This window comes from Bacillus pretiosus (assembly GCF_052947655.1).
This window is the reverse complement of sequence record NZ_CM129593.1, coordinates 3497729-3521254: the sequence shown is the minus strand read 5'-3', so window position 1 is coordinate 3521254 and position 23526 is coordinate 3497729. Positions and strand designations below refer to the sequence as shown.

The 23526-nt window shown below is 35.9% G+C and carries 23 protein-coding genes; 17 read left to right on the top strand and 6 right to left on the bottom strand.

The annotated features are described in order from the left end of the window. Nucleotides 1-6: 6 nt before the first annotated feature. From ACU8YW_RS17985 to ACU8YW_RS17975, 3 genes are all read left to right on the top strand, one after another. Entirely contained in the window at nucleotides 7-564 is a 558-nt protein-coding gene (locus tag ACU8YW_RS17985) for an ABC transporter permease (protein ID WP_087982051.1), read from the top strand. A 108-nt stretch (nucleotides 565-672) separates the two neighbouring features. After that, nucleotides 673-1584, top strand: a complete 912-nt coding sequence (locus ACU8YW_RS17980) for an ABC transporter ATP-binding protein (RefSeq protein WP_000180637.1) — start codon at nucleotides 673-675, stop codon at nucleotides 1582-1584. Then, complete coding sequence (locus ACU8YW_RS17975; protein ID WP_262749942.1) at nucleotides 1577-2521, top strand: ABC transporter permease; 945 nt, start codon at nucleotides 1577-1579, stop codon at nucleotides 2519-2521. Before ACU8YW_RS17980 ends, ACU8YW_RS17975 begins: the two co-directional genes overlap by 8 nt. A gap of 38 nt (nucleotides 2522-2559) precedes the next feature. Here the strand turns inward: ACU8YW_RS17975 and ACU8YW_RS17970 are convergent, their stop codons facing one another. Both ACU8YW_RS17970 and ACU8YW_RS17965 read right to left on the bottom strand, forming a co-directional pair. Then, nucleotides 2560-3705 (bottom strand): M20 peptidase aminoacylase family protein, encoded by a 1146-nt coding sequence (locus ACU8YW_RS17970; protein WP_446893989.1) that lies wholly within the window; start codon nucleotides 3703-3705, stop codon nucleotides 2560-2562. A gap of 88 nt (nucleotides 3706-3793) precedes the next feature. Beyond that, nucleotides 3794-4702: an EamA family transporter gene (locus ACU8YW_RS17965; RefSeq protein ID WP_087982059.1), complete on the bottom strand. Its 909-nt coding sequence runs from the start codon at nucleotides 4700-4702 to the stop codon at nucleotides 3794-3796. 331 nt (nucleotides 4703-5033) lie between these two features. Between ACU8YW_RS17965 and ACU8YW_RS17960 the strand changes: the two genes are divergently transcribed. From ACU8YW_RS17960 to ACU8YW_RS17950, 3 genes are all read left to right on the top strand, one after another. Continuing rightward, entirely contained in the window at nucleotides 5034-5171 is a 138-nt protein-coding gene (locus tag ACU8YW_RS17960) for a peptidase T (protein WP_079999649.1), read from the top strand. A gap of 16 nt (nucleotides 5172-5187) precedes the next feature. After that, complete coding sequence (gene ccdA, locus ACU8YW_RS17955) at nucleotides 5188-5895, top strand: cytochrome c-type biogenesis protein CcdA (RefSeq protein WP_001152685.1); 708 nt, start codon at nucleotides 5188-5190, stop codon at nucleotides 5893-5895. Nucleotides 5896-5985: 90 nt separating this feature from the next. Further along, on the top strand, nucleotides 5986-6492 hold the full coding sequence (locus ACU8YW_RS17950; RefSeq protein WP_001028637.1) for a CcdC family protein: 507 nt from the start codon (nucleotides 5986-5988) through the stop codon (nucleotides 6490-6492). A 70-nt stretch (nucleotides 6493-6562) separates the two neighbouring features. Here ACU8YW_RS17950 and ACU8YW_RS17945 read toward each other — a convergent pair whose 3' ends face one another. Continuing rightward, nucleotides 6563-6994, bottom strand: a complete 432-nt coding sequence (locus tag ACU8YW_RS17945; protein ID WP_000889390.1) for a DUF2621 domain-containing protein — start codon at nucleotides 6992-6994, stop codon at nucleotides 6563-6565. 103 nt (nucleotides 6995-7097) lie between these two features. Beyond that, nucleotides 7098-7394 carry a hypothetical protein gene (locus tag ACU8YW_RS17940; RefSeq protein ID WP_000262403.1) on the bottom strand — a complete coding sequence of 99 codons (297 nt, stop codon included), beginning with the start codon at nucleotides 7392-7394 and terminating at the stop codon, nucleotides 7098-7100. Nucleotides 7395-7647: 253 nt separating this feature from the next. Here ACU8YW_RS17940 and ACU8YW_RS17935 point away from each other — a divergent pair, with 253 nt between their 5' ends. Then, nucleotides 7648-8226, top strand: a complete 579-nt coding sequence (locus tag ACU8YW_RS17935) for an AAA family ATPase (RefSeq protein WP_097889932.1) — start codon at nucleotides 7648-7650, stop codon at nucleotides 8224-8226. Continuing rightward, complete coding sequence (locus ACU8YW_RS17930) at nucleotides 8223-8795, top strand: DJ-1/PfpI family protein (RefSeq protein ID WP_106383387.1); 573 nt, start codon at nucleotides 8223-8225, stop codon at nucleotides 8793-8795. The genes ACU8YW_RS17935 and ACU8YW_RS17930 overlap by 4 nt, the downstream gene beginning before the upstream one ends. A gap of 13 nt (nucleotides 8796-8808) precedes the next feature. Here the strand turns inward: ACU8YW_RS17930 and ACU8YW_RS17925 are convergent, their stop codons facing one another. Beyond that, a complete protein-coding gene (locus ACU8YW_RS17925; protein ID WP_426934067.1) occupies nucleotides 8809-9756 on the bottom strand; it encodes a class I SAM-dependent methyltransferase in 948 nt (315 codons plus the stop codon). Between the two features lie 194 nt (nucleotides 9757-9950). On the opposite strand from ACU8YW_RS17925, the gene hutP reads away from it, so the two are divergent. From hutP to ACU8YW_RS17895, 6 genes are all read left to right on the top strand, one after another. Next, nucleotides 9951-10391 carry a histidine utilization transcription antiterminator HutP gene (hutP, locus tag ACU8YW_RS17920; RefSeq protein ID WP_000926520.1) on the top strand — a complete coding sequence of 147 codons (441 nt, stop codon included), beginning with the start codon at nucleotides 9951-9953 and terminating at the stop codon, nucleotides 10389-10391. Nucleotides 10392-10494: 103 nt separating this feature from the next. Continuing rightward, nucleotides 10495-12012 carry a histidine ammonia-lyase gene (gene hutH / locus ACU8YW_RS17915; protein WP_000631835.1) on the top strand — a complete coding sequence of 506 codons (1518 nt, stop codon included), beginning with the start codon at nucleotides 10495-10497 and terminating at the stop codon, nucleotides 12010-12012. A gap of 23 nt (nucleotides 12013-12035) precedes the next feature. Beyond that, nucleotides 12036-13694 carry a urocanate hydratase gene (gene hutU, locus ACU8YW_RS17910; RefSeq protein WP_000416700.1) on the top strand — a complete coding sequence of 553 codons (1659 nt, stop codon included), beginning with the start codon at nucleotides 12036-12038 and terminating at the stop codon, nucleotides 13692-13694. 12 nt (nucleotides 13695-13706) lie between these two features. Then, nucleotides 13707-14978, top strand: a complete 1272-nt coding sequence (hutI, locus tag ACU8YW_RS17905; protein WP_075312265.1) for an imidazolonepropionase — start codon at nucleotides 13707-13709, stop codon at nucleotides 14976-14978. After that, a complete protein-coding gene (gene hutG / locus ACU8YW_RS17900) occupies nucleotides 14957-15928 on the top strand; it encodes a formimidoylglutamase (protein ID WP_088122894.1) in 972 nt (323 codons plus the stop codon). The genes hutI and hutG overlap by 22 nt, the downstream gene beginning before the upstream one ends. A gap of 281 nt (nucleotides 15929-16209) precedes the next feature. Beyond that, nucleotides 16210-16671 (top strand): CarD family transcriptional regulator, encoded by a 462-nt coding sequence (locus tag ACU8YW_RS17895; RefSeq protein ID WP_170771247.1) that lies wholly within the window; start codon nucleotides 16210-16212, stop codon nucleotides 16669-16671. Between the two features lie 753 nt (nucleotides 16672-17424). Here ACU8YW_RS17895 and ACU8YW_RS17890 read toward each other — a convergent pair. Further along, nucleotides 17425-18519 (bottom strand): NAD(P)-dependent alcohol dehydrogenase, encoded by a 1095-nt coding sequence (locus ACU8YW_RS17890; RefSeq protein WP_426934066.1) that lies wholly within the window; start codon nucleotides 18517-18519, stop codon nucleotides 17425-17427. A gap of 426 nt (nucleotides 18520-18945) precedes the next feature. Here ACU8YW_RS17890 and ACU8YW_RS17885 point away from each other — a divergent pair, with 426 nt between their 5' ends. From ACU8YW_RS17885 to putP, 3 genes are all read left to right on the top strand, one after another. Then, a complete protein-coding gene (locus tag ACU8YW_RS17885) occupies nucleotides 18946-20073 on the top strand; it encodes an alkene reductase (RefSeq protein ID WP_426934065.1) in 1128 nt (375 codons plus the stop codon). Nucleotides 20074-20140: 67 nt separating this feature from the next. After that, complete coding sequence (locus ACU8YW_RS17880; RefSeq protein WP_426934064.1) at nucleotides 20141-21709, top strand: glutamate synthase-related protein; 1569 nt, start codon at nucleotides 20141-20143, stop codon at nucleotides 21707-21709. A gap of 324 nt (nucleotides 21710-22033) precedes the next feature. After that, nucleotides 22034-23512, top strand: a complete 1479-nt coding sequence (gene putP / locus ACU8YW_RS17875; RefSeq protein WP_048544125.1) for a sodium/proline symporter PutP — start codon at nucleotides 22034-22036, stop codon at nucleotides 23510-23512. Nucleotides 23513-23526 lie beyond the last annotated feature (14 nt).

Here is a 23526-nt window from a genome sequence, read left to right as displayed (position 1 = left end):
GAACATATGTCTTTATGTCAGTTAGTGAGAAAAAATATAAGAACATTTGCTGCCAAAAGGATGAAGCAATTCATGTGGGTTGCTATGAGTACTATGATTTTATTTTTTATGATATCGCTCCAATTTAATGAAGGAGCTATTGGGAAATTAGAGACTACACTTTTATTTCAAATGAGCTTTTACATGCTGTTTATTGTATTCATTTTTATTTGTATTTTTACTACATATAAAATAACGTTTTCTCTTCTGCAAGTGAGGAAAGAGGAAATTAAATCTTATGTAGCAGAGAGTAGGAAGAGAAATGGCGTACTATGTTTATTATGTCAGGAGCAATTATTTATTTATGGAGCAGCGTTTGTTTTTGGATTAGTGAATGGGATGTTATTTTTGAAATTATTTACGATTATCTTTATGAAAATAGCAGGAATACAAGGGATAAATAGTGCACCGATTACAATATATGCAATAGTAGTTGTTAGTATAATTATGATTGTGGTCGTCCTATTATCGATGATGCAATGTTTTCGATTTGTTCAAAGTTTACAAGATGAAAATTCGTTTTAATTTAAGGAAAAGGCATGAGAAATCATGCCTTTTCTTATTTTACACATAAAAATAATCATGTTACAGTGTAAAGACCTGACAAAGAATGGGAAGGAAAGGTTGTATAGTATGACAAATGAACAATCAATTGTAAAGGTTGAGCGGTTAACGAAGCGAATCGGTTCAAAGACACTTGTAGAAAATATTAGTTTCGAAGTTAAAAAGGGTGAAGTAGTTGGCTTGCTCGGACCAAATGGTGCTGGAAAAACGACTTTAATGAGAATGATGGTCGGCATGATTCGTATGACAGAGGGTGAAGTTTGGATTGACGGTCAATCTGTAAAACAGCAATTTGAAAGTACTGCTGCGAAAATTGGAGCAGTAATTGAGACACCGGAATTTTATCCTTTTTTGAGCGGCTATGAAAATTTAACATATTTCGGACGAATGAATGGTAACGTGACGGAAGAACGTATCGATGAAGTAGTGAAATTGTTAGGGATGGGACAAGTAATTGACCGAAAAGTAAAAGCATATTCACTCGGCATGAGACAACGTTTAGGAATTGCTCAAGCGCTTATTCACGATCCAGATGTATTAATATTAGATGAACCAACGAATGGATTAGATCCTAGTGGAATACATGAAATGAGAATGTACATAAAGAAAATTGCACATGAACAAGGGAAAGCGGTACTTGTATCTAGTCACTTACTTTCAGAAGTTGAATTAATGTGTGATAGAGTTATCATTATTCAGCATGGAGAATATGTGGCGACGCAAAATATTCAGCATAATCAAAGAGAAGAGATGGAGACAATCCGTATACGTGTAGATGATGCGAATAAAGCAGCAGAAATGTTAGACCAAGATGTTTTAATAAAAGGTAATGATCTACTTATTCATGTAAAAGATGAAGAAATCCCAAATGTTATTCGTATATTGCTTGAGAAAAATATTCAAGTGTATCGTGTATATGAAGAAAGAAAAACGTTAGAAGAGCAATTTTTAGAATTAACAGGGGGAAAAGATATTGTTTAATTTAGTGTATAACGAACTGTATAAAATATTTAAGCGAAAGCGAACGATTATTCCCTTTGCAGTTATTGCAGTATTAATAATGGGATTAGGGTGGGTTACGGTAAAGTATTTAGAACCGGAAACAAAAGGATGGAAAGCCGATTATACAGAACGAACTGTAGAAATAGAGAAAAAGCTAGGTATGAAAAAAGAAGCTATATTAGCAGAACGATCTGGGGACGAGCTTGTAAAGGAATATCAGCTTAAGATGAAGCATTTAGATACAGATACAGCACCGGCAAGCAGTTCTCCGCTTTCTTTCATGAGAGATACAGGTTTTATCGTATTTCCAATATTGCTCCCATTTATCCTCGTGTATGCAAGTACAATTTTTGCGAATGAATATAGCTGGGGAACATATAAATTTTTAACGATACGACCAGCGAGTCGATTTAAAATTTTGACATCTAAATTTTTAGCAATTGTGATATTTGCAGCGTTATTGTTTATATTTAATATGATTTTCTCCACTTTATGTGGACTTGTTATTTATAAATTCCAACAGCCTGCATGGAGCGAGCTTATTTTCCAAGATGGAAATATTATAAAACAAAATATTTTTGTGGAAGCTAGTAAGTATTATATTTTATCGTGGTTGCCGACGATTGTGTACGCAGCGTTTGCATTTATGATTTCTGTATTAACAAGATCTAGTGGAGGTGCGATTGGTATTTCACTATTTCTTGCTTTATCAGGAAATATTGCATTATTAGCAGCGACTAGATATGATTGGGCGAAATATTTATTGCCAGCAAACACAGATTTATACAGTATTTCAAAGAATGGAAGTTTTATTGATGGAGTAACATTCCCGTTTGCTTCATGTATGTTATTACTATATTTATTTGTATTTTTAAGCATTTCCTATACAGTATTTTTAAAACGCGATTTAACTTAAAAAAAGGAGCCGTTAAGTATTTCTTAACGGCTCCTTTTTTATGCAAATTGTTTAAGTGCTTTTTCAGCTAACAAAGCGAAGTATTCTGCACTTATAGGTAATGCTTGCTCATCTACTGTAAAAGCTGGATGATGCCATTCATGTGTACCACTCGTTCCCATAAAAACGAATGAACCAGGTATTTCTTGTTGATAAAAAGAAAAATCTTCTCCGGCCATTGACGGGGTAGGAGAGATGATATTTAAATTCATTTTTTCAGCAACTTGAGAGGATAAGTTTGTTAAAGATGTATCGTTATGAACAGCAGGAGGACCTGCATAAAAACGAAATTCTGTTTTTACACCTAATGCATCAGAAACCCCTTGAATAATACGTTTCATTAGTGCAGGAATCTTTTCACGTGTTTCAGTTTGGAATGTACGTACAGTTCCTTCCAGCGTTGCTTTTTCAGGAATTACGTTCCACGTATTTCCTGAATGGATGTTTGTGACACTGACGACGGCATTATGTGAAGAGCTTATATTTCGGCTTACAATTGTTTGGAGTGCCATCACGATTTGAGAGGACGCGACAATAGGGTCTACCCCAGCATCTGGTACAGCTGCATGTGTACCAACTCCGTGAATTTCAATTTCAAATCGATCGACCCCGGCCATCAGTGGACCATCTTTAATACCGATTGTACCTACTGGTAAATCAGGTTTATTATGCATACCGAAAATAGCTTGCACGCCATGTAAATGCCCGGCTTCAATTACTTTGCGAGCACCATTGCTACTTTCTTCAGCTGGTTGGAATATAAAGCGTACAGTTCCGCTAAGAGAAGATTCTTTTTCTTTTAATAAATAAGCGGCACCTATAATAGCAGCTGTATGAAAATCATGCCCACAAGCATGCATTTTACCGGGACTTTTTGAAGCGTACGGTAAATGTGTTTCTTCTTGAATAGGAAGGGCATCAATATCAGCACGGATTGCTATAATTGGTCCGCTATTATTCCCTGAAATTTCAGCAATAACGCCTGTTTCTAAACTAGAATTTATAATCGTAATGTTTTTCTCTTCTAACCAATTTTTTATAGTCTTCGTCGTTTCAAATTCTTCGTATGATAATTCTGGATGCTCATGTAAATTTCGACGAATAGAAATTAGCATCTCAGTTAATTGCTCTAGATTTGCTGCCACGTATAATGCCTTCTTTCTTAATTAATGTATTTACATTAATTATACAATAAGAAAAGAGAGGATTCTCAAATGAAAATCCTCTCTCGTTTTATGCTGCCAATTTTTTGTGTGTATGATGTTTATGATAACGTCCACGCATTGCATAGGCAATTTGCGGGATTGCAATACCGATTAAAATAAGTGATACACCGATCCATTGTGAAGATAGCACCGCTTCTTTTAAAACGAATACAGACATAATTGTTGTAACTGGTAGTTCTGCTGCACCAAGAATAGTCGCTAAGCCAGAACCGATCTTTGGAATACCGATTGTAAAGGCGATAGAAGGAATGACGATACTAAATGTTCCTAATCCTAAACCGTATTTCCAAAGTCCTTCAGAAATTGCACCGCTAAAAATAAATGTTGGCGGGAATACGATCATTACTAAAGTTAAAGCGCCAGTCATTAAGAGAACACCGCGCGGTAATGAAGGTACTTCAACAGCAACTTTTCCGCTCACGAAAATGTATGTTGCGAATGTAACAGCAGATAATAAACCTAGTATGATTCCAGTCATATCGAAATCACCTGCTGATTTTTCTAGTAAACCACTTGATAAAAATGTACCTGCAAGTAAGAAAATAACGGAAATAACCTTTTCTCTTGAAGGTAATGTTTTTGTTGCGACTGCTTCAATAATAATTCCGACCCAAACGAATTGGAATAAAAGTATAATTGCAATAGATGCTGGTACAGTTTTTAATGAAGCATAATAAAAAATTCCAGTAAAACTTGCAGATGTACCTGCAACGAATAAAATTAACGCTTGTTTTAATGGAACACGATGTCTAGAAAATAGAAGAGTAATAGCAAGCAAAATAATCCAACCGAACAAATATTGGCTGCCAATTACCTCTCCAAGTGAAAATCCTTCTGCATAGGCAAGTTTAACGAAAATAGCTAAAATCCCATAACTACACGCTCCTAATAAAACTAAAAGAGAATAACGAAGCATGAAAAATTCCTCCCATCTATATGAAATTGTTCCTAACGGACATATATAACTAGAGGGAAGTATACAAAATTAAAAATAAAGGGTCAAATAAAAGAAAAGTGTGACATTTTATAGAATAATAATAAAAGTATGATATTTATGCATAATCTTGAAATTAGTAATAATAAAAGTATTGTAAAATCAGCTTCGTATTGTATAAAGACAGCATTTGAAAAAAATATTTTTTAGGGATATAGAAGGGTAGTCCATTATAGTGTGCTAATCATTTGAGAAACTATGTTACCTTTGTTATGTTAATAACAATTAGAGAAGTTTCTTAGTCCAATTAAGATTGTTCTATATAATAGAAGGAAATGAAAACGTTTTATTAGAAACTGTTTGTAAGGGTAGTTTTTCTTATTATCACGTTGTTAAAGTGAGTTCACGAATTGTTCATAGTATTTTTATGTGTTTTTGCTACAATATGTAAGGAGAGGAGTGGAATCATGCAAGATATTAGTATTTTTTTAGCGTTTGGCGCTGGATTTTTATCATTTATTTCCCCATGTTGCTTACCGCTTTATCCGGCATTTTTATCGTACATAACAGGTATGTCGGTTTCTGAGTTGAAAGAAGAAAATGCAATGCTTCGCAAAAGAAGTATGATACATACAGCGTTTTTCTTACTTGGATTTTCAATTATATTTATTGCAATTGGATTTGGTACAAGTTTTATTGGAGGCATCTTTACAAATTATAAAGATTTAATTAGACAGTTAGGTGGTATATTTATCATCGTGTTCGGTCTTATTATTGTCGGTGTGTTTAAGCCAAAGTTTTTAATGCAAGACCGTAAATTTACGTTTAAAAATCGTCCGAGTGGCTATTTGGGATCCGTTCTAATTGGGTTGGCCTTTGCTGCAGGGTGGACACCATGTACTGGACCTATTTTAGTGTCTGTAATTGGATTAGCTGCAACAAATCCAGAATCAGCAATGATTTATATGATAGCATACATACTTGGGTTTGCTATCCCATTTTTCGTACTATCATTCTTTATTACGAAAATGTCTTGGATTAAAAGAAATAGTATGAAATTCATGAAGATTGGAGGATATGTTATGATTGTCATGGGTATCTTCCTATATTTCAACTGGATGACGAAAATTATCGTATATTTCTCAAGTTTATTTGGTGGTTTTACCGGTTTTTAGTATTATTCTGTGAAAATGTTGGAAATACTAACGGAAAAGCATATAATGAAAGTATATTTTGCATATAGCCACAAAAAAGGATGAGAAAATATGAACATAGTTGTTTTATCCAGTATCGTTGCTGTTTGTATGGCTGTTGGTGCGATGTTTATTCGTTTAAAAGCAGCTAAGAAACCGGCAACATTGAAAAAAATTATACTTCCACCATTTTTTATGAGCACGGGAGCGTTGATGTTTGTTTTTCCTGAATTTCGATTAACTCCAGCAGAAATGTTAGAAGCAATTGGCGTCGGTTTGTTTTTCTCTATTTTTCTTATTAAAACATCTAAATTTGAAATTAGAGGACAAGAGATTTATTTGAAGCGTTCAAAAGCATTTGTTTTTATATTAATTGGATTACTTGTCGTGCGGATTGTATTTAAAACATACTTAAGTCAATCTCTTGATTTAGGACAACTTAGTGGCATGTTCTTCTTACTGGCGTTCGCGATGATTGTGTCATGGAGAATTGCTATGTACCGTTCCTTTACGAAATTACAGAAGGAAATGGAAAAAGAAGATGGTTTTTATAATGAAAAAGATATGAAATTAACTTAAAAACTGTATATGTATAAAATAAAAAGACAGCGTCAAAGGCGCTGTCTTTTTTATTGAAAATAATGTGAAGTTATTTTGCGAGTAAAGACTTATAGTTTGAATAATCAATCTCTTTTTCTTGTAGTTTTTTTACTAAAAATTTATGATCACGCTTCGGTGTAGCAATAATATATCCTTTGATAATTAAATCTTGTGTAATTTGAGAGGCTTTTTCTTGTAATGCCAGTTCTCCGATTTTGCCAGCAATTTTTGATTTAGCAACATCGCGAAATAGTTCTGGAACAGGACTTACGAGCTCTTCTAACAATTGTTTTTGTTCTTCATCCCATAAATGTCTAGTTTTATTAATATAGTGCTCTTCCCAATCTAAAATGGACATACCATCTTCTTTAGGTAATCGTTTTAGGAATTTTCTGAACATAAAGTATCCACCGATAGACATAAGTCCTAATAAAATAACAGTCCATAGCACTATGAACCAACTGAACCATCCTTCGAGCAAGCTTATCCCCCCTTAATGATTGCGGTTTTCTTTTATTCATATTATAAACAGTGATATTCATAGAAAGCAAGAACGCCTGGTCAATTTGACCAAGCGTTATCATTTAAACAAAGTATAGTTGTTCAACACATAAATTATTATTATCATCTTCTACATATTCAATGATTAATGTGCCAACTTTACGATCTTTATCTTCAGTTGTGAAAATAGAGTAAGAAGTAAAACGTGCTGTTGATAGGCCGCTTATATGTGTAGGTAAAGAAATGTAGTCGTTATCGCGGAAGAATTCCATCAGTTCAATATCTTCAAATTCTTTTCGATCAACTTGTTTGTTTGTATAGCGGCGTTGAAGTTGTTTTAAAGACTCATTCCAAGAAATTGCTTTTGTATCGTATACCATTGTTCTATCTCCTTACTGTATGTAATCATTAAGAACATACGTTCTAAATTAGTATACTCTTTTTATTAGAAAAGGGAAAGCAAAAAATAATGTAAGCTTGGATTTCCAAGCTTACATTATTGATGCGTCCGTCATAATCTCTATTTTTATTATAAGTTAGATAAGATTAAGAAACAAGGTGATATATATTCTGTTTATAGTTTTCAAAATTCTGTATATTATAGGTGTACTAAAGTGCAAGGGAATGAGAGGAATGGCATATGTAATTTCACTCCAAGGACCGATGGCAAGTGGGAAAACAACATTGGCTATAAGGTTAGAGCGATGTGGATTTTCAATTATATATGAAAATCCATATCCAATTGTAGAAAAGAGAAAACAATTAAATTTGGATATGAATTCAAAAGAAGGGTTTATTATAAATCAAAAAATGTTCATGGAAGCAAAAATAAAGGAGTTTCAAAATGTGAAAGATTCAGTCGTGATTTTTGATCGCGGACCAGAAGATATTGAATTTTATACACTCTTTTATCCGAAAATGATAGGGAAAGAGTGGGATATAGAAACAGAATTAAAAGATGAATTGTATAAATTAAGAGAATGCTGTTCGGATGCAATTTTTTATTTAGATGTTACGAAAAAGAATGTATATGATAGAAAAAATAATGATAGGACAAGAAACCGCAGTACATTTGAAGAACTATTTAAATTAGTAGAAACTGAAAAAGAATGGTATAAACAATTTCCTGTAACTTATGTGGACACGAATACATTAACAGTGGATGAGTTAGAAGCATATTTTATGGGCTGGTTAAAGGAGAAAGGACTATGAAAAAAATATTATTATTCGTATACCCAACATTTGCGGAGTTTGAAATTACAGTAGCAACAGCATTGTTGAAAAAGAAATATGAAATCATTACTGCGGGCTTAACAAAAGAGTTGATTATAAGTGAAACAGGATTGCAAGTACAACCGCATATAGAATTAAGTGAAGTGCGTGTAGATGAATATGAGGGGATTATGATTCCAGGGGGAGACGCAGTACATATGAAAGACGCAGATATTCTCTTTTCAGTCATTCGCCAATTTTCTGAAAAAGTAAAATTAGTAGCTGCGATTTGTGCTGGACCGTATGCGATAGCAAAAGCAGGCTTATTCAAAGACATCTCGTATACAGTGACTATGGATTATAAAAAATTAGATTGTTTTCCAGTAGAAAATTTTGTGTATGAAGAAGTTGTGCGACACTCAAATATTATTACAGCACAGGGGCATGCTTTCGTACCATTCGGAATAGCAGTTGCTTCTTATTTTGGAGTAGCGAACGAACATAATATAAATTTTTATGGCGGAAAGGGCAATATGATGATGGACAAACTTTTACATGAGAATGTATAAAAGCTAGCTAATGCTAGCTTTTTTCTTTTTGACATCGATAAATGGCTAACGTTTTCGGATCGCGCCATATACCGTTATGAAGTGACAATTCATTTTCTACTTCTTCTATTAGCCATTCCTTCATTTCCTCGTGAAGAAGTGTATTATCAGGTATATTTAGCGACGGAAACATGCTAGAAATATAGCTTGCAATCGGAGTAGCATGATGAAAAACGAGAGCATTATGAATAACTGTTTCTTCAACAGTTGGAAAAACAGACTGTAATATCTCTTTACCATTTTCTAAACAAAATGGAGTGACTGATGATGTTGTTTTCGGTAAATCAAATGCGTCTAACATGCGGTTACACATTTCAACTATATGAGGTAATGTAACGTTAGAATTTGTTGTAGCTAAAAGTGAGCCTCCGGGACGAATTACTTTATGGAATCCTTGCACTGTTTTTTCGACATCTTTCATGTGATATAACATATGTCTTGCGATGACCCAGTCATAGCAATTAGCTTCAAAAGGGAGTTTACCAGCATCACCTAGTTTCCATTCAATTATGCTATTCTTTATTGCAGCTTCAGAAAGCATCGTTTTTGATTGATCAAAACCGGTTAGTTGGCCTTTATGACCGTTAGTTTGTAAAAGGGAAAGAAAATTTCCATTAGCACACCCAACCTCTAATATTTTTTCTTCTCCTTGAAGTTGTAAATGTTCCATGACGAGTTCATCTAAATTTACTTGTTTTTCTTCGTAATGTTTATGCGTATCGATACGTGTTTGTAAATGGTTGCTTACGTTGTATTGGCGTTTTACATCATTCATCTTTTCGCATTCCACTTTCGTACAAAATTGCTGAATCGCGTGTGTTAATACGTCGGTTTTCTTTAAACCTTCGTAATGGAGTGCAGATTCAAACCTTTCAAGTAATTTTTCTTCAATTCGAAAATGAATATCTTTTCGCTTCGTCATTGAAATATCGCCCCTTTGCATCTGTTAGTGAGACTATAGCACGCCTGAAAAATTCGTGTAAATCATTTGTGTACACAAATGGAGGGGATGAAAAAATTGTTCGAATGTGAGTTTAAACTATTGACGATTTAACCGTTTTCATATATTCTTAAATTAAGAAATATTCAAATAATTAAAAGAAATGAGAGAGTCACATGCTTCTTCAAGGAACACATCGAATTGGTCGTATGGCCATGTTGTTGGCACTTGCGGATGAGAATGAAAGCCCTGTATTATCTATTCCAAAAGGTTGGAAGTATTGTACGGGGAAAGTGGGTTCGATGAATTCGCAAAAAGTTGTAGCAGCAATGGAAACAGCGGCTAAGAGCACCCAAGTTATTGAAACAGATGTTTACAGAGAAACACATGCACTTTATCATGCAATTATGGAAGCTTTGTACGGAGTGACGAGAGGTCAAATTCAGTTAGCAGACGTTCTTCGTACAGTAGGACTTCGCTTTGCAATTGTGCGCGGTAGACCATACGACGGAAAAAAAGAAGGCGAATGGGTTGCTGTTGCATTATATGGAACGATTGGTGCACCTGTAAAAGGATCTGAGCATGAGGCGATTGGTTTAGGAATTAATCACATATGATTTGCCCATAGTCTATTAGTTAGAAGGGGGCCTTACTTTTTTAGGACAGAAGTCTGTCTTAAAAAGATAAGGTCCCCTTTTGCCTTTTTAAGGAGGAAAAAGAATGATTACGTTAACAGGACACACATTGACAATTGAAGAAATGAAGAGGTTGTTACTTGAAGGGGAAGGTGTAACAGCTTGTCCAAATAGTATGCAAAAGGTGGCGGAGTGCCGCGAAGTTGTTGAGAAAATTGTAGAGGACGGAAAAGTCGTTTACGGTATTACAACTGGATTTGGAAAGTTCAGTGATGTGCTTATTCAAAAAGATGATGTAAAGGCACTTCAACACAATTTAATTCAGTCACATGCATGCGGTATAGGTGATCCATTCCCTGAAGAAGTATCACGCGGTATGTTAATTTTACGAGCGAACACAATGCTTAAAGGAGTATCTGGTGTTAGACCACTTGTTGTAAATATGCTTCTTGAGTTTGTAAATCGTAAAATTCACCCAGTCGTTCCGCAACAAGGGTCACTTGGTGCGAGTGGCGATTTAGCACCTTTATCTCATCTTGCGCTTGTATTATTAGGCGAAGGTGAAGTGTTCTATAAGGGGAAACGCGTTCATGCGATGGTTGCTCTTACAGAAGAAGGGCTTGAACCGATTGAACTTGAAGCGAAAGAAGGGCTTGCATTAATCAATGGTACGCAGGCGATGACAGCGCAAGGAGTTCTTTCTTATATAGAAGCAGAAGCAATGGCGTATCAAGCTGAATTCATTGCTTCGATGACAATTGAAGGATTACAAGGCATTATTGATGCATTTGATGAAAATGTTCATAAGGCACGTGGTTATAAAGAGCAAGTGGAAGTAGCGAGCAGAATTCGTGACATCCTTCATGATAGTAAATTAACAACAAAACAAGGAGAACTACGAGTACAGGATGCATATTCACTTCGTTGTATCCCGCAAGTACACGGTGCTTCTTGGCAAGTTTTAAATTATGTGAAAGAAAAATTAGAAATTGAAATGAATGCAGCAACAGATAATCCGCTAATCTTTGATGGCGGAGAAAAAGTAATTTCGGGTGGGAATTTCCATGGTCAACCGATTGCGTTTGCGATGGACTTCTTAAAAGTAGGAATGGCGGAACTTGCAAATATTTCAGAGCGTCGTATCGAGCGTTTAGTAAATCCGCAATTAAATGATTTACCTCCATTTTTAAGTCCAGAACCAGGACTTCAGTCTGGTGCAATGATTATGCAATACGCTGCAGCGTCACTTGTTTCTGAAAATAAAACGTTAGCACATCCAGCGAGTGTTGATTCAATCCCGTCATCAGCTAACCAAGAAGATCACGTAAGTATGGGAACAATCGCTTCACGCCATGCACATCAAATTATTCAAAATGTAAGACGTGTTCTTTCAATTGAGATGATTTGTGCGATGCAAGCAGCAGAATATCGCGGTATTGAAAACATGAGTACAGTGACGAAGAGCTTCTACCATCAAGGCCGTCAACAAGTACCTTCTATTACAAATGATCGCATATTCTCAACGGATATTGAAAATATTACGCACTGGTTAAAAACGAATTATTCGATAAAAGAAAGATTAGATGTAAACGCGGCACTATAAAATGAGAAAAGGGAGAGATTGAAATGGAAAAAGTTAAACAAACAATTCGCGCGCCAAGAGGTACTGAATTACAAACGAAAGGGTGGGTTCAAGAAGCTGCACTTCGTATGTTAATGAACAATTTAGATCCTGAAGTTGCTGAAAAACCAGAAGAATTAGTTGTATATGGCGGAATTGGCCGTGCAGCTCGTAACTGGGAAAGCTACCATGCGATTGTAGATTCATTAAAAACGTTAGAAAGCGATGAAACATTACTTGTTCAATCAGGAAAACCAGTTGCAATTTTTAAATCGCATGAAGATGCACCTCGCGTTCTTTTAGCGAACTCAAACTTAGTACCAAAATGGGCGAACTGGGATCACTTCCGTGAACTAGAGAAAAAAGGTCTTATGATGTACGGACAAATGACAGCAGGTAGCTGGATTTACATTGGAACACAAGGTATTTTACAAGGAACATATGAAACGTTTGGCGAAGCGGCACGTCAACATTTCGATGGTTCATTAAAAGGTACATTAACACTTACTGCCGGCTTAGGTGGTATGGGTGGTGCACAACCTCTTGCTGTAACGATGAACGGCGGTGTTGTCATTGCTATTGATGTTGATAAGCGCAGCATCGATCGTCGTATTGAAAAGAGATACTGTGATATGTATACAGAATCATTAGAAGAAGCATTAACGGTTGCGAACGAGTATAAAGAGAAGAAAGAACCAATTTCAATTGGTTTATTAGGAAATGCGGCAGAGATTTTACCAGAACTAGTGAAGCGCAATATTACGCCAGATTTAGTTACGGATCAAACATCTGCTCATGATCCATTAAACGGTTATATTCCAGTAGGTTTCACATTAGAAGAAGCAGCGAAACTTCGTGAAGAAGATCCAGAACGTTACGTACAATTATCAAAAGAAAGCATGACAAAACATGTAGAAGCAATGCTTGCTATGCAAGAAAAAGGCGCAATTACATTTGATTACGGAAATAACATTCGCCAAGTTGCTTTCGATGAAGGTTTGAAAAATGCATTCGATTTCCCAGGATTCGTTCCAGCATTTATCCGTCCATTATTCTGCGAAGGAAAAGGACCATTCCGCTGGGTAGCACTTTCTGGTGATCCAGAAGATATTTATAAAACAGACGAAGTAATATTACGTGAGTTTGCGGATAATGAGCATTTATGTAACTGGATTCGTATGGCTCGTCAGCAAGTTGAGTTCCAAGGTCTTCCATCTCGTATTTGTTGGTTAGGTTACGGTGAGCGCGCGAAATTTGGTCGCATTATTAATGAAATGGTGGCAAATGGTGAATTATCAGCACCAATCGTTATCGGTCGTGACCATTTAGATTGCGGATCAGTAGCATCTCCAAACCGTGAAACAGAAGCGATGAAAGACGGTAGTGATGCAGTAGCAGACTGGCCAATTTTAAATGCATTAATTAATAGTGTAAACGGTGCGAGCTGGGTATCTGTTCACCACGGTGGTGGCGTTGGTATGGGTTATTCACTTCACGCTGGAATGGTTATCGTTGCAGATGGAACAGAAGCAGCAGCAAAACGTATTGAGCGCGTATTAACTTCTGACCCTGGTATGGGTGTTGTTCGTCACGTTGATGCAGGGTATGACTTAGCTGTAGAAACTGCGAAAGAAAAAGGCGTTAACATTCCGATGATGAAATAAGGAGGAGAAAACATGCTGGACACTTTACTAATAAATATCGGTCAATTACTAACAATGGATCAAGAAGATGGTTTGTTAAGACGGGAAGCGATGAACACGCTTCCTGTTATCGAAAATGGTGTGGTTGGAATTGAAAACGGCGTAATTACTTTCGTTGGAACAGTGGAAGAAGCTAAAGGATTACAAGCGAAAGAAGTTATTGATTGCGGCGGGAAAATGGTTTCTCCTGGTCTTGTTGATCCGCATACTCACCTTGTATTTGGTGGATCTCGTGAAAATGAAATCGCACTAAAATTACAAGGAGTTCCGTACTTAGAAATTTTAGAAAAAGGCGGAGGTATTCTTTCAACTGTAAATGCAACGAAAAAGGCGTCGAAAGAAGAACTTGTTCAAAAAGCGAAATTCCATTTAGACCGTATGCTATCTTTCGGAGTTACAACTGTAGAAGCGAAGAGTGGTTACGGATTAGATGATGAGACGGAATGGAAACAATTAGAGGCAACTGCACAATTACAAAAAGAGCACTCGATTGATTTAGTTTCCACATTTTTAGGTGCTCATGCAGTTCCGAAAGAGTATAAAGGTAGATCAAAAGAATTTTTACAATGGATGTTAGACCTACTGCCAGAAATGAAAGAGAAGCAATTAGCTGAATTCGTTGATATTTTCTGTGAAACAGGTGTGTTCTCTGTTGAAGAGTCAAAAGAGTTTTTATTAAAAGCGAAAGAGCTTGGGTTTGATGTGAAAATTCATGCAGATGAAATTGACCCTCTTGGTGGCGCGGAAGCAGCGGCTGAAATTGGTGCAGCATCAGCGGACCATTTAGTTGGCGCTTCTGATAAAGGAATTGAAATGCTTGCAAACTCTAATACAGTAGCGACTTTATTACCAGGAACAACTTTCTATTTAAATAAAGAAAGCTTTGCTCGTGGACGTAAAATGATTGATGAAGGTGTTGCAGTTGCTTTGGCTACAGACTTTAACCCAGGTAGTTGTCCAACTGAGAACATTCAGCTTATTATGAGCATTGCAATGCTCAAGCTGAAAATGACACCAGAAGAAGTTTGGAATGCAGTAACAGTTAACTCTTCTTACGCAATTAATCGTGGCGATGTAGCTGGGAAAATTAGAGTTGGTCGCAAGGCAGATTTAGTTCTATGGGATGCTTACAATTATGCTTACGTACCGTATCATTACGGCGTAAGTCATGTAAATACAGTATGGAAAAATGGTAATATCGCATATACAAGAGGTGAACAATCGTGGAGCACGGCCACTATTTAAAGAAAAATGCAAAGTTTATCGATCGTGAAGTGACAAAATGGAGTGAGATGATTAAAGATTGGGAGGAAGGCTTGGAAATATTCGGTGCTGCCTTAATTGGAGCACCCCTTTCTAAACCATCTATTAGTCATTCAGGAGCAAGTTTTGCACCAAAAACAATTCGTGCAATGTTAGATGCATATAGCACGTACGCAATTACAGAAGAACATGATATGAAAGAAAGTGTCTTATATGATTGCGGCGATATTACGATGCATGTGACGGATATAAAAGAAAGTCATAAGCGAATTGCGAAAACAGTTGGTCATGTAACGAAAGTAAATCCGAACATGATACCAATCGTTCTTGGTGGTGACCATTCGATTAGTTTTCCGAGTATAACAGGGTTTGCAAATAGTAAAGGGAAGGTCGGCGTTATTCAATTTGATGCCCATCATGATTTACGTAATTTAGATGATGGTGGCCCATCAAATGGGACACCGTTCCGTAGTTTACTAGAAAATGATGTCATTACAGGAAAACAACTCGTTCAAATCGGAATTCGTAATTTTTCAAATGCACGAGCGTACCATGAATATGCAAAAGAACATGGCGTGACAGTGTATACAATGAAAGATGTACGAGAGCGACAAATCAAAGATATTATCACAGAAAGTATTGAAGTATTAAGAAAGCAAGGCGTGACTTCTATTTACATTTCTCTTGATATGGATGTACTAGATCAAGCATTTGCACCAGGTTGTCCAGCAATTGGTCCTGGCGGTATGGATAGTACGACTTTACTTGATGCGATTGAATTTCTTGGTAAAGAACCGCTCGTTCAAGGGATGGATATAGTAGAAATTGATCCAACCCTTGATTTCAGAGATATGACGAGTCGAGTAGCTGCACAAGTGATTATGAGTTTTCTTTTAGCGAGAGAGACAGTACGTAAGCAGGTAAGTGTATAGGCGTGAAATTAATAGGGAATGTTTAACGATTCCGTATAAAAAACACATTACTATTTATATGTAGTAATGTGTTTTTATGTAAAAAGAGAAGGTGAAATTAGAATGTATATATGTGAGGAAAAGTTAATAAGATTGCGGGTTTTTAATGATATTTTACGAAATTATTTTCTTAGTTCGAAAGGATTGACATTAAAAATAATTTTATGATAAAATAAAAATTTTGCTAAAAAATTGATTGTGTGTTAAGATTGAGAAGGTTACCATATATGGAGGTGGATTATTTGTTTCAAATTGGCGATAACATTGTTTATCCAATGCAGGGAGCAGGTATAATTAAAGCCATAGAAGAGAAGGAAATCACAGGAGAAAAACAACAATATTATGTTATAAAAATGTCGGGTAGTAATATGGAAGTAATGATTCCGGCAGGGAGAATATTGAGCTCAAATATACGACCAGTCACGGATATAACGGCAATAGCACACATATTGGATATTTTTCAACATGGAGAATCTGATAGATTACTTACGTGGAAACAAAGGTATAAATTGAACACTGATAAAATAAAGACGGGTAAAATACAAGAAGGTGCTGAAGTTGTACGTGATTTATTACGTATGCAGAAAGAAAAAGCACTTAATGCAAGCGAAAAGAAAATGTTAGATAACGCACACGAATTTTTGATTAGTGAACTGGGATTAATTGAAGGTATCACAGAAAGTCAAATAAAAAGCTTTTGTTAAGATTCATTACAAATAATGTATTAGATCCCAAAAAAGGTTTTGAATTTTTTGGGAACATAATTATAGAGAATTAATCATTTCAAAGACATTCAATTCTTTCAAACCACTTTTAGAGCATTAACCTCTTTTGTTATTACTACAATCAAATCCATTTTTATTTTTTAAATTCTTTACGAATATTCGAAGTTTAATTAAACACTTCGATAGAATAGTTACTTGATTTTTGCAATCCTGATTCACACTGGCACGGACGAGGAGCCGTAAGGATGAAAGAGAGGTAGGGCTTTCATTGTTTTAGGTTTATAAGTTATTATTTTTAGAAGAATACTGAACCATTCTCACTTCTACTGCTAAGGAATTTTTTATATGTGAAGAGATAATAATTGTTTATATTCTTTATATTAAAGAGATAAATGAATTTTTAGCCATATACGGTCAACTAAAAAGGAGTGTCATATAGTCGATAATTCGACTATGTGACAGCTCCTTTTTTCATGGGGATGAACGGATAAATAGAAAAAACAATGTGTTAGATATGCAATTATTATCGTAATGCTTGTTGTTTGCATGTTGGAAACGAATTTGTTCCCTATCTTCTTTAGAGCAATGACAGAGATGGAGACTAGGCGATGTGGACTAAGAAATCAATCGCGAAAGAATATAAATGGCGAGGCTGATGTACGTATATGGGGAAAAACCCGTGCTTTTGCACGGCTTTTTTTATGTTAGTTATCAAGAGAAAGCAAACAGATGTTACTCCATTACGATAATCGGCTTAATCGTTTTCACTGTTTTAGAATCTTCAAATGCTTGAGCGATTTCTTCAAAAGAATAGAATTGTACAAATGTATCGAATGGGAATAATCCTTTTTGATAGAAATTAATTAATTTTGGAATGAATAGTTGTGGCACTGCATCACCTTCAACTACTCCTTTAATTGTAATAGCTTTTACGACAATTTCATTTGTTACGTTTATAGTTAAATCTTTTTTACCGACAGCAACAGTTGCCATAGTCCCTTTTACTCGTAAACATTGAATGGATTGAAGTGTAACAGTATTTACGCCAGTTGTTTCAAATGAGTAATGAGCTCCACCGTTTGTAATTTCTTTAATTTTGGCAACTGGATCTTCGATTAAGCTATTAATCGTGTGTGTAGCCCCTAATTCTTTTGCTAATTCTAAACGACTATCATGAATATCAACGGCAATGATTGTGGTACATCCAGCAATTTTAGCTGTCATTAAGCCACTAAGACCAACAGCGCCAGTTCCAAATACAACTAGGCTACTACCTGGTTTTGCTTGTAGTGAATGTAAGATTGTACCGCTACCAGTCATAATTCCGCAACCAAGTGGACCTAACAAACGTATATCAACATCTTTTGTTACTTTTACAACATTATTTTCATCAACTACGGCATGGTATGCGAATGAAGATTGGCCGAAGAATTGAGAAATATCATTATTGCTAAGATCGTGTATAGGTGTTACATGGCGTTTGTTTTTTCCAGAGAAGTTTAACTCAATCATATTTTCGCAAGCAGCAGCATTACCATCTAAGCAACTTTCACAATGACCACAGTAAGAGAATCCGAGTACTACATGGTCACCAGGTGTAACGGATGTTACATTACTTCCCACTTTTTCCACAATACCAGAACCTTCATGTCCTAAAACAACTGGTTTTGGTGTGGGCATTGTCCCATCTAAAACTGTTGCATCTGTATGACATATACCAGAAGCGATAATTTTTACTAGTACTTCATCGTCTTTAATCTCGTCTAAGTATACTTCTTGCATATTAAAATCTTTTTCGGGTTTAGAAACGATAGCTTTTGTTTTCATTGTTATCCTTCTTACTAAAAGTTAAATAAGAAAAAATACGTTCAACTATGTAGGAGTCTTTTATTCGTTCCTAAAATTTTGTTTGTACAATAAAAAACAAATGAATGATTGAAGCCTCGTTACTGTAAGTTTGAATATAGTACAATGGAAATCGTTTTTTTAGTAAATAGTTTGAAAAACAATTACCAATATATTCTATAGTAATAAAACTAGAAGAAAAGAAAACATCCACTTAACAAGTATTTTCCTCATCCACTTACTGAACATAAAAATAGACAGTAGTGTCTTGAATACCAGAACCCTTAAAGTTAAAAAACAGTTAGTTTTATTATGCGAATATTTCTACATAAGAGCGTATAAATTGACGTTACTATCTAAAAGTAAGTATGATGCGATTATAGTAAGAATTTTTTAGGGGGAAGAAAAATGACAAGTTCAAATAATAAAGCAGCAAGTATTTATGAAGGAACAAATATAAATGATTGGGGTTCTTTTGAAAATATTGAAGAAACGAAGTTATTTGACTCGATTCAAATTGGATCTTGGTCTCTTCGTAATCGCATAGCAATGGCACCGATGACGAGATGTTTCGCGAATCATGAAACAGGAATCGTTGGTACTGATGTAGTCGAGTACTATAGAAAACGTGCAGCTGATGGAGTTGGCTTAATTATTACAGAGGGAATCGTCATTAGCCCAAGAGCAAAAGGAAATCCAGGAGTACCAGGGATTTATACACAAGAGCAAATCGATTCGTGGAAGCCTGTTACAGAGGCAGTACATAAAGAAGGTGGAACGATTATTGCTCAAATATGGCATGTTGGCCGTATGAGCCATCACGAGATAATTGGTGGGCAAATGCCACAAGCACCGTCTGCTATCGCTGCAGAGGGAAATGTTCCGCGTTTTCGTAAACCGTTCGACACGCCAGAAGCAATGACGTTAGAAGAAATACAAGAGGTGATTGGTCAATACGCACAAGCTGCGAAAAACGCGATCGAAGCTGGATTTGATGGAGTAGAAATACACGGTGCACACGGATATTTAATCGATCAATTTACTTATGAGTTCGCAAATAAGCGTACTGATAAATACGGCGGAGATTTAAAGCAAAGGCTAACGTTTATGAAAGAAGTAACAAAGGCTGTAATAGAAGCTGTTGGGGCTGATAAAACACTTCTTCGTTTCTCTGCTTTCAAAGGTGATAATCCAACTTATATGTGGGAAAACCCTGAGCTTGCAATTGAAACGTTTGTAAATATGTTCAACGAAGTTGGATTAACGATGATTCACCCTTCAACGATGAATTATACAGCAGTTATTGCTGACGGAAAGAATTTTCATCAATTAGTAAGAAAATATTGGGAGGGTACGATTGTAGGAGTAGGGAATTTAAATCGGAAAGAGGCTGAAGAAGCGTTGCAAGAAGGAACAATTGATGTAGTGGCATTCGGAAGACCTTTAATAGCTAATCCAGATTTTGTTCATCGAATTAAAAATGCTGAAAGTTTAGTTGAATATGATGCGAAAGAGCATCTTGCTACGTTAATTTGAATAAAGATAAAAGGAGAACACATCAGGTGTTCTCCTTTTATTATGGATTTTCATAGGAGGAAGCGGGATGAGTGAAACGCTACTCGTTATTATTAGTATATTGCTCTTATTGATGTTACTATTAATCATTTTTTTTATTATTACATTTTTTATTAAAAAACGGACGCATCATTCTATATTAAAGCTGCATCCATACTTAGGAAGGATGCGTTATTTACTTGAAAAGATAGGACCGGAATTTAGGCAATATTGGTTTGATCATGATACGGATGGAAAGCCCTTTTCACGTTATGATTTTCAAAGTGTAATGTTTCTAGCGAAATACCGTTCAGAAATACTCGGTTTTGGATCAAAACGAGATTTTGATGCATCTGGATATTATATTGCTAATACATTATTTCCGATATTAACAGATGAATTAAGTGTGAATGTAACGCAAGAACGTGAAGGGAAAAAGTATGTGATTCATAAAGAAGGGTTATTTTCACGAAGAGAAAAATTGACAGCGGATACAACGAATCTTTGGTTATATGAAGAAGACGATGCAATTATCGTCGGTGAAAACCGCAAATATCCGTGGAAACTACATGGCATGTTTGGGGCATCTGCGACTTCTTACGGTGCGATTGGCGAAAATTATATTTTAGCGAGCGGATTTGGTGCGAAGATGGCTGGCGGATCGTGGATTAATACTGGCGAAGGTGGCGTTATTCCAGAACATTTACATACAGGTGCGAATATCGTTGCGCAAATTGGTCCGGGTTTATTTGGGTACCGTGATGAGGGTGGTAATTTTTCAATGGAGAAATTTATGGAGAAAGCAAAAGAAAGCAATATTAAAGCATTTGAATTGAAATTTGGGCAAGGTGCGAAAATACGTGGTGGTCATCTAGAGGGACAAAAAGTAAATGAGAAAATTGCTTCTGTTCGGAATGTGCGAAAAGGAGAAACGATTAATTCACCGAATCGATTTCCACTTTTAAAGAATGCAGCAGATACACTTTATTTTATTCAACGTTTGCAAGAAAACGGCGGTAAACCAGTCGGGATGAAGATTGTAATTGGACAGCAGGAGCCGTTGGAAGATTTATTCAAAAGGATGAAAGAGTTAAGCATCTATCCAGATTTCATTACAATTGATGGTTCAGAAGGTGGATCAGGAGCAACGTATAAATCGATGGCAGATAGTATGGGGATGCCGCTTATTCCAGCGTTACTGACATGTATTGATACAGCGAATCATTATGATGTTCGGGACAAATTCAAAGTGTTTGCCTCGGGGAAATTAATTACACCAGATAAAGTGGCAATTGCTTTAGCTATTGGTGCAGATGCTGTAAATTCAGCACGCGGATTTATGATGGCGAGTGGCTGCATAATGGCACTTCAATGTAATTCCGGACAATGTCCATCTGGAGTTGCCACGACGAATCCGCACTATCAAAAAGCGCTAGATCCGTATGAGAAGAAATGGCGAGTAATGAATTATGTTGTTAGCATGAGATATAGTTTGTTCTCACTTGCGGCCGCAGCGGGAGTAAAGAGCCCGCGTCATTTAACGAGAGAGCATATTGTGTTTAAAGATGAGGTAGGGCGGATAGTTCCTCTTTCAGAATTGTTTCCTACTAGTAAATAGAAGATAAGCTATGTTTAATAGATTAAAAGTCATATATTCGTATGGCTTTTTTCTTTTAAAATTTGTCTGATAAGTGAATGAAAATAAGGTGTGAAAAACGGTATTATATTTTCTGAATATTTTTACTTTAATTTATTTTAAAACCGGGGTAATCCACTGGGATAAAGGCGTTTATAAAGGTTTTCACATGTAGTGAAAAGGGCTTGTTCACTTGAAAGAACAAAAAATGTTTGTTAAGGTAGGGAACCATAAGCGAAAACAAGAAAATAGAAAAAGTCATTTTTCGAAATTTTGAATGGCTTATGTAACTAAGGGAGAGATTTGGTGAAGATTGAGATTATGGTTTCGCTTGCTATTTATATGGCAGGTATGTTGTATATCGGTTATTGGTCTTATAAGAAGACATCCGATTTATCAGATTATATGTTAGGAGGAAGGGGACTCGGTCCAGCAGTTACAGCTTTATCAGCGGGTGCTTCTGACATGAGTGGTTGGATGCTAATGGGATTACCTGGTGCGATGTACGCAACAGGATTATCTAGTGTATGGATTGCGATAGGGTTATTAATAGGTGCTTATGCAAACTATTTAATTCTTGCCCCGCGTTTGCGAACGTATACAGAAGTGGCAAATGATTCAATTACGATTCCAGACTTTTTAGAGAATCGATTTAAAGATCGTACGAAAATACTTCGTTTTGTCTCCGCTATCGTCATTTTAGTATTTTTCACATTTTATGCGTCGGCTGGTTTAGTATCAGGTGGGCGTTTGTTTGAAAACTCTTTCAACCTTGATTACAAAATTGGTTTATTTGTAACTGTCGGTGTCGTAGTTGCTTATACACTATTCGGTGGCTTTTTAGCAGTAAGTTGGACCGACTTTGTGCAAGGATGTATTATGTTTATTGCGCTTGTATTAGTACCAATTGTTGCTTTTACAGATGTGGGCGGTGTAACAGAAACATTCAATACAATTAAGCAAGTTGATGCATCGCGTTTAGATATGTTTAAAGGGACTACAATTCTTGGTATTATTTCATTTTTAGCATGGGGTCTTGGGTATTTTGGGCAACCGCATATTATTGTTCGCTTTATGGCAATTACCTCTATTAAAGATTTAAAAACTTCTCGTAGAATCGGTATCGGTTGGATGACGATTTCAATTATAGGTGCAATGCTTACTGGTCTAATTGGTATTGCTTATTACGCTAAAAATAATGAGACATTACAAGACCCGGAAATGGTCTTTGTAACATTCTCAAATATTTTATTCCATCCGTACATTACTGGGTTTTTACTATCAGCTATTTTGGCTTCGATTATGAGTAGTATTTCCTCGCAATTACTTGTTATTTCAAGTGCAGTAACGGAAGATTTCTATAAAACATTTTTCCGTCGGGACGCTAGTGATAAAGAACTTGTATTTATCGGTAGACTGTCAGTATTAGTAGTAGCTATGATTGCAGTTGTTTTAGCATATCATCCAAGTGATACAATTTTAACACTTGTCGGTTATGCTTGGGCAGGATTTGGTTCAGCATTCGGACCCGCTATTTTATTAAGTTTATATTGGAAGAGAACGAACAAATGGGGCGTTCTTGCTGGGATGATTGTAGGTGCAGTAGTTGTTATTACTTGGGTACAAATTCCAAGTTTAAAAGCCACTATGTATGAAATGGTACCTGGATTCTTCTGTAGCTTATTAGCTGTTATTGTTGTAAGTTTATTAACGAAAGAACCAGTGAAAGCAATTCATCGTGAATTTAATGAGATGGAAGCAGTGTTGGAAGAGGAAACGAAATAATTAGCGAAGAGAGT

Excerpts from the sequence above, each read along its gene's own strand:
- ACU8YW_RS17965 (WP_087982059.1), bottom strand. The coding sequence starts at position 4,702 with ATGCTTCGTTATTCTCTTTTAGTTTTATTAGGAGCGTGTAGTTATGGG.
- hutI (WP_075312265.1), top strand. The coding sequence starts at position 13,707 with ATGCTGGACACTTTACTAATAAATATCGGTCAATTACTAACAATGGAT.
- ACU8YW_RS17930 (WP_106383387.1), top strand. The coding sequence starts at position 8,223 with ATGAAAAAAATATTATTATTCGTATACCCAACATTTGCGGAGTTTGAA.
- hutU (WP_000416700.1), top strand. The coding sequence starts at position 12,036 with ATGGAAAAAGTTAAACAAACAATTCGCGCGCCAAGAGGTACTGAATTA.
- ACU8YW_RS17935 (WP_097889932.1), top strand. The coding sequence starts at position 7,648 with ATGGCATATGTAATTTCACTCCAAGGACCGATGGCAAGTGGGAAAACA.
- ACU8YW_RS17925 (WP_426934067.1), bottom strand. The coding sequence starts at position 9,756 with ATGACGAAGCGAAAAGATATTCATTTTCGAATTGAAGAAAAATTACTT.
- hutP (WP_000926520.1), top strand. The coding sequence starts at position 9,951 with ATGCTTCTTCAAGGAACACATCGAATTGGTCGTATGGCCATGTTGTTG.
- ACU8YW_RS17885 (WP_426934065.1), top strand. The coding sequence starts at position 18,946 with ATGACAAGTTCAAATAATAAAGCAGCAAGTATTTATGAAGGAACAAAT.
- ACU8YW_RS17980 (WP_000180637.1), top strand. The coding sequence starts at position 673 with ATGACAAATGAACAATCAATTGTAAAGGTTGAGCGGTTAACGAAGCGA.
- ACU8YW_RS17890 (WP_426934066.1), bottom strand. The coding sequence starts at position 18,519 with ATGAAAACAAAAGCTATCGTTTCTAAACCCGAAAAAGATTTTAATATG.
- ACU8YW_RS17940 (WP_000262403.1), bottom strand. The coding sequence starts at position 7,394 with ATGGTATACGATACAAAAGCAATTTCTTGGAATGAGTCTTTAAAACAA.
- ACU8YW_RS17880 (WP_426934064.1), top strand. The coding sequence starts at position 20,141 with ATGAGTGAAACGCTACTCGTTATTATTAGTATATTGCTCTTATTGATG.
- ACU8YW_RS17985 (WP_087982051.1), top strand. The coding sequence starts at position 7 with ATGTCTTTATGTCAGTTAGTGAGAAAAAATATAAGAACATTTGCTGCC.
- ACU8YW_RS17950 (WP_001028637.1), top strand. The coding sequence starts at position 5,986 with ATGAACATAGTTGTTTTATCCAGTATCGTTGCTGTTTGTATGGCTGTT.
- hutH (WP_000631835.1), top strand. The coding sequence starts at position 10,495 with ATGATTACGTTAACAGGACACACATTGACAATTGAAGAAATGAAGAGG.
- ccdA (WP_001152685.1), top strand. The coding sequence starts at position 5,188 with ATGCAAGATATTAGTATTTTTTTAGCGTTTGGCGCTGGATTTTTATCA.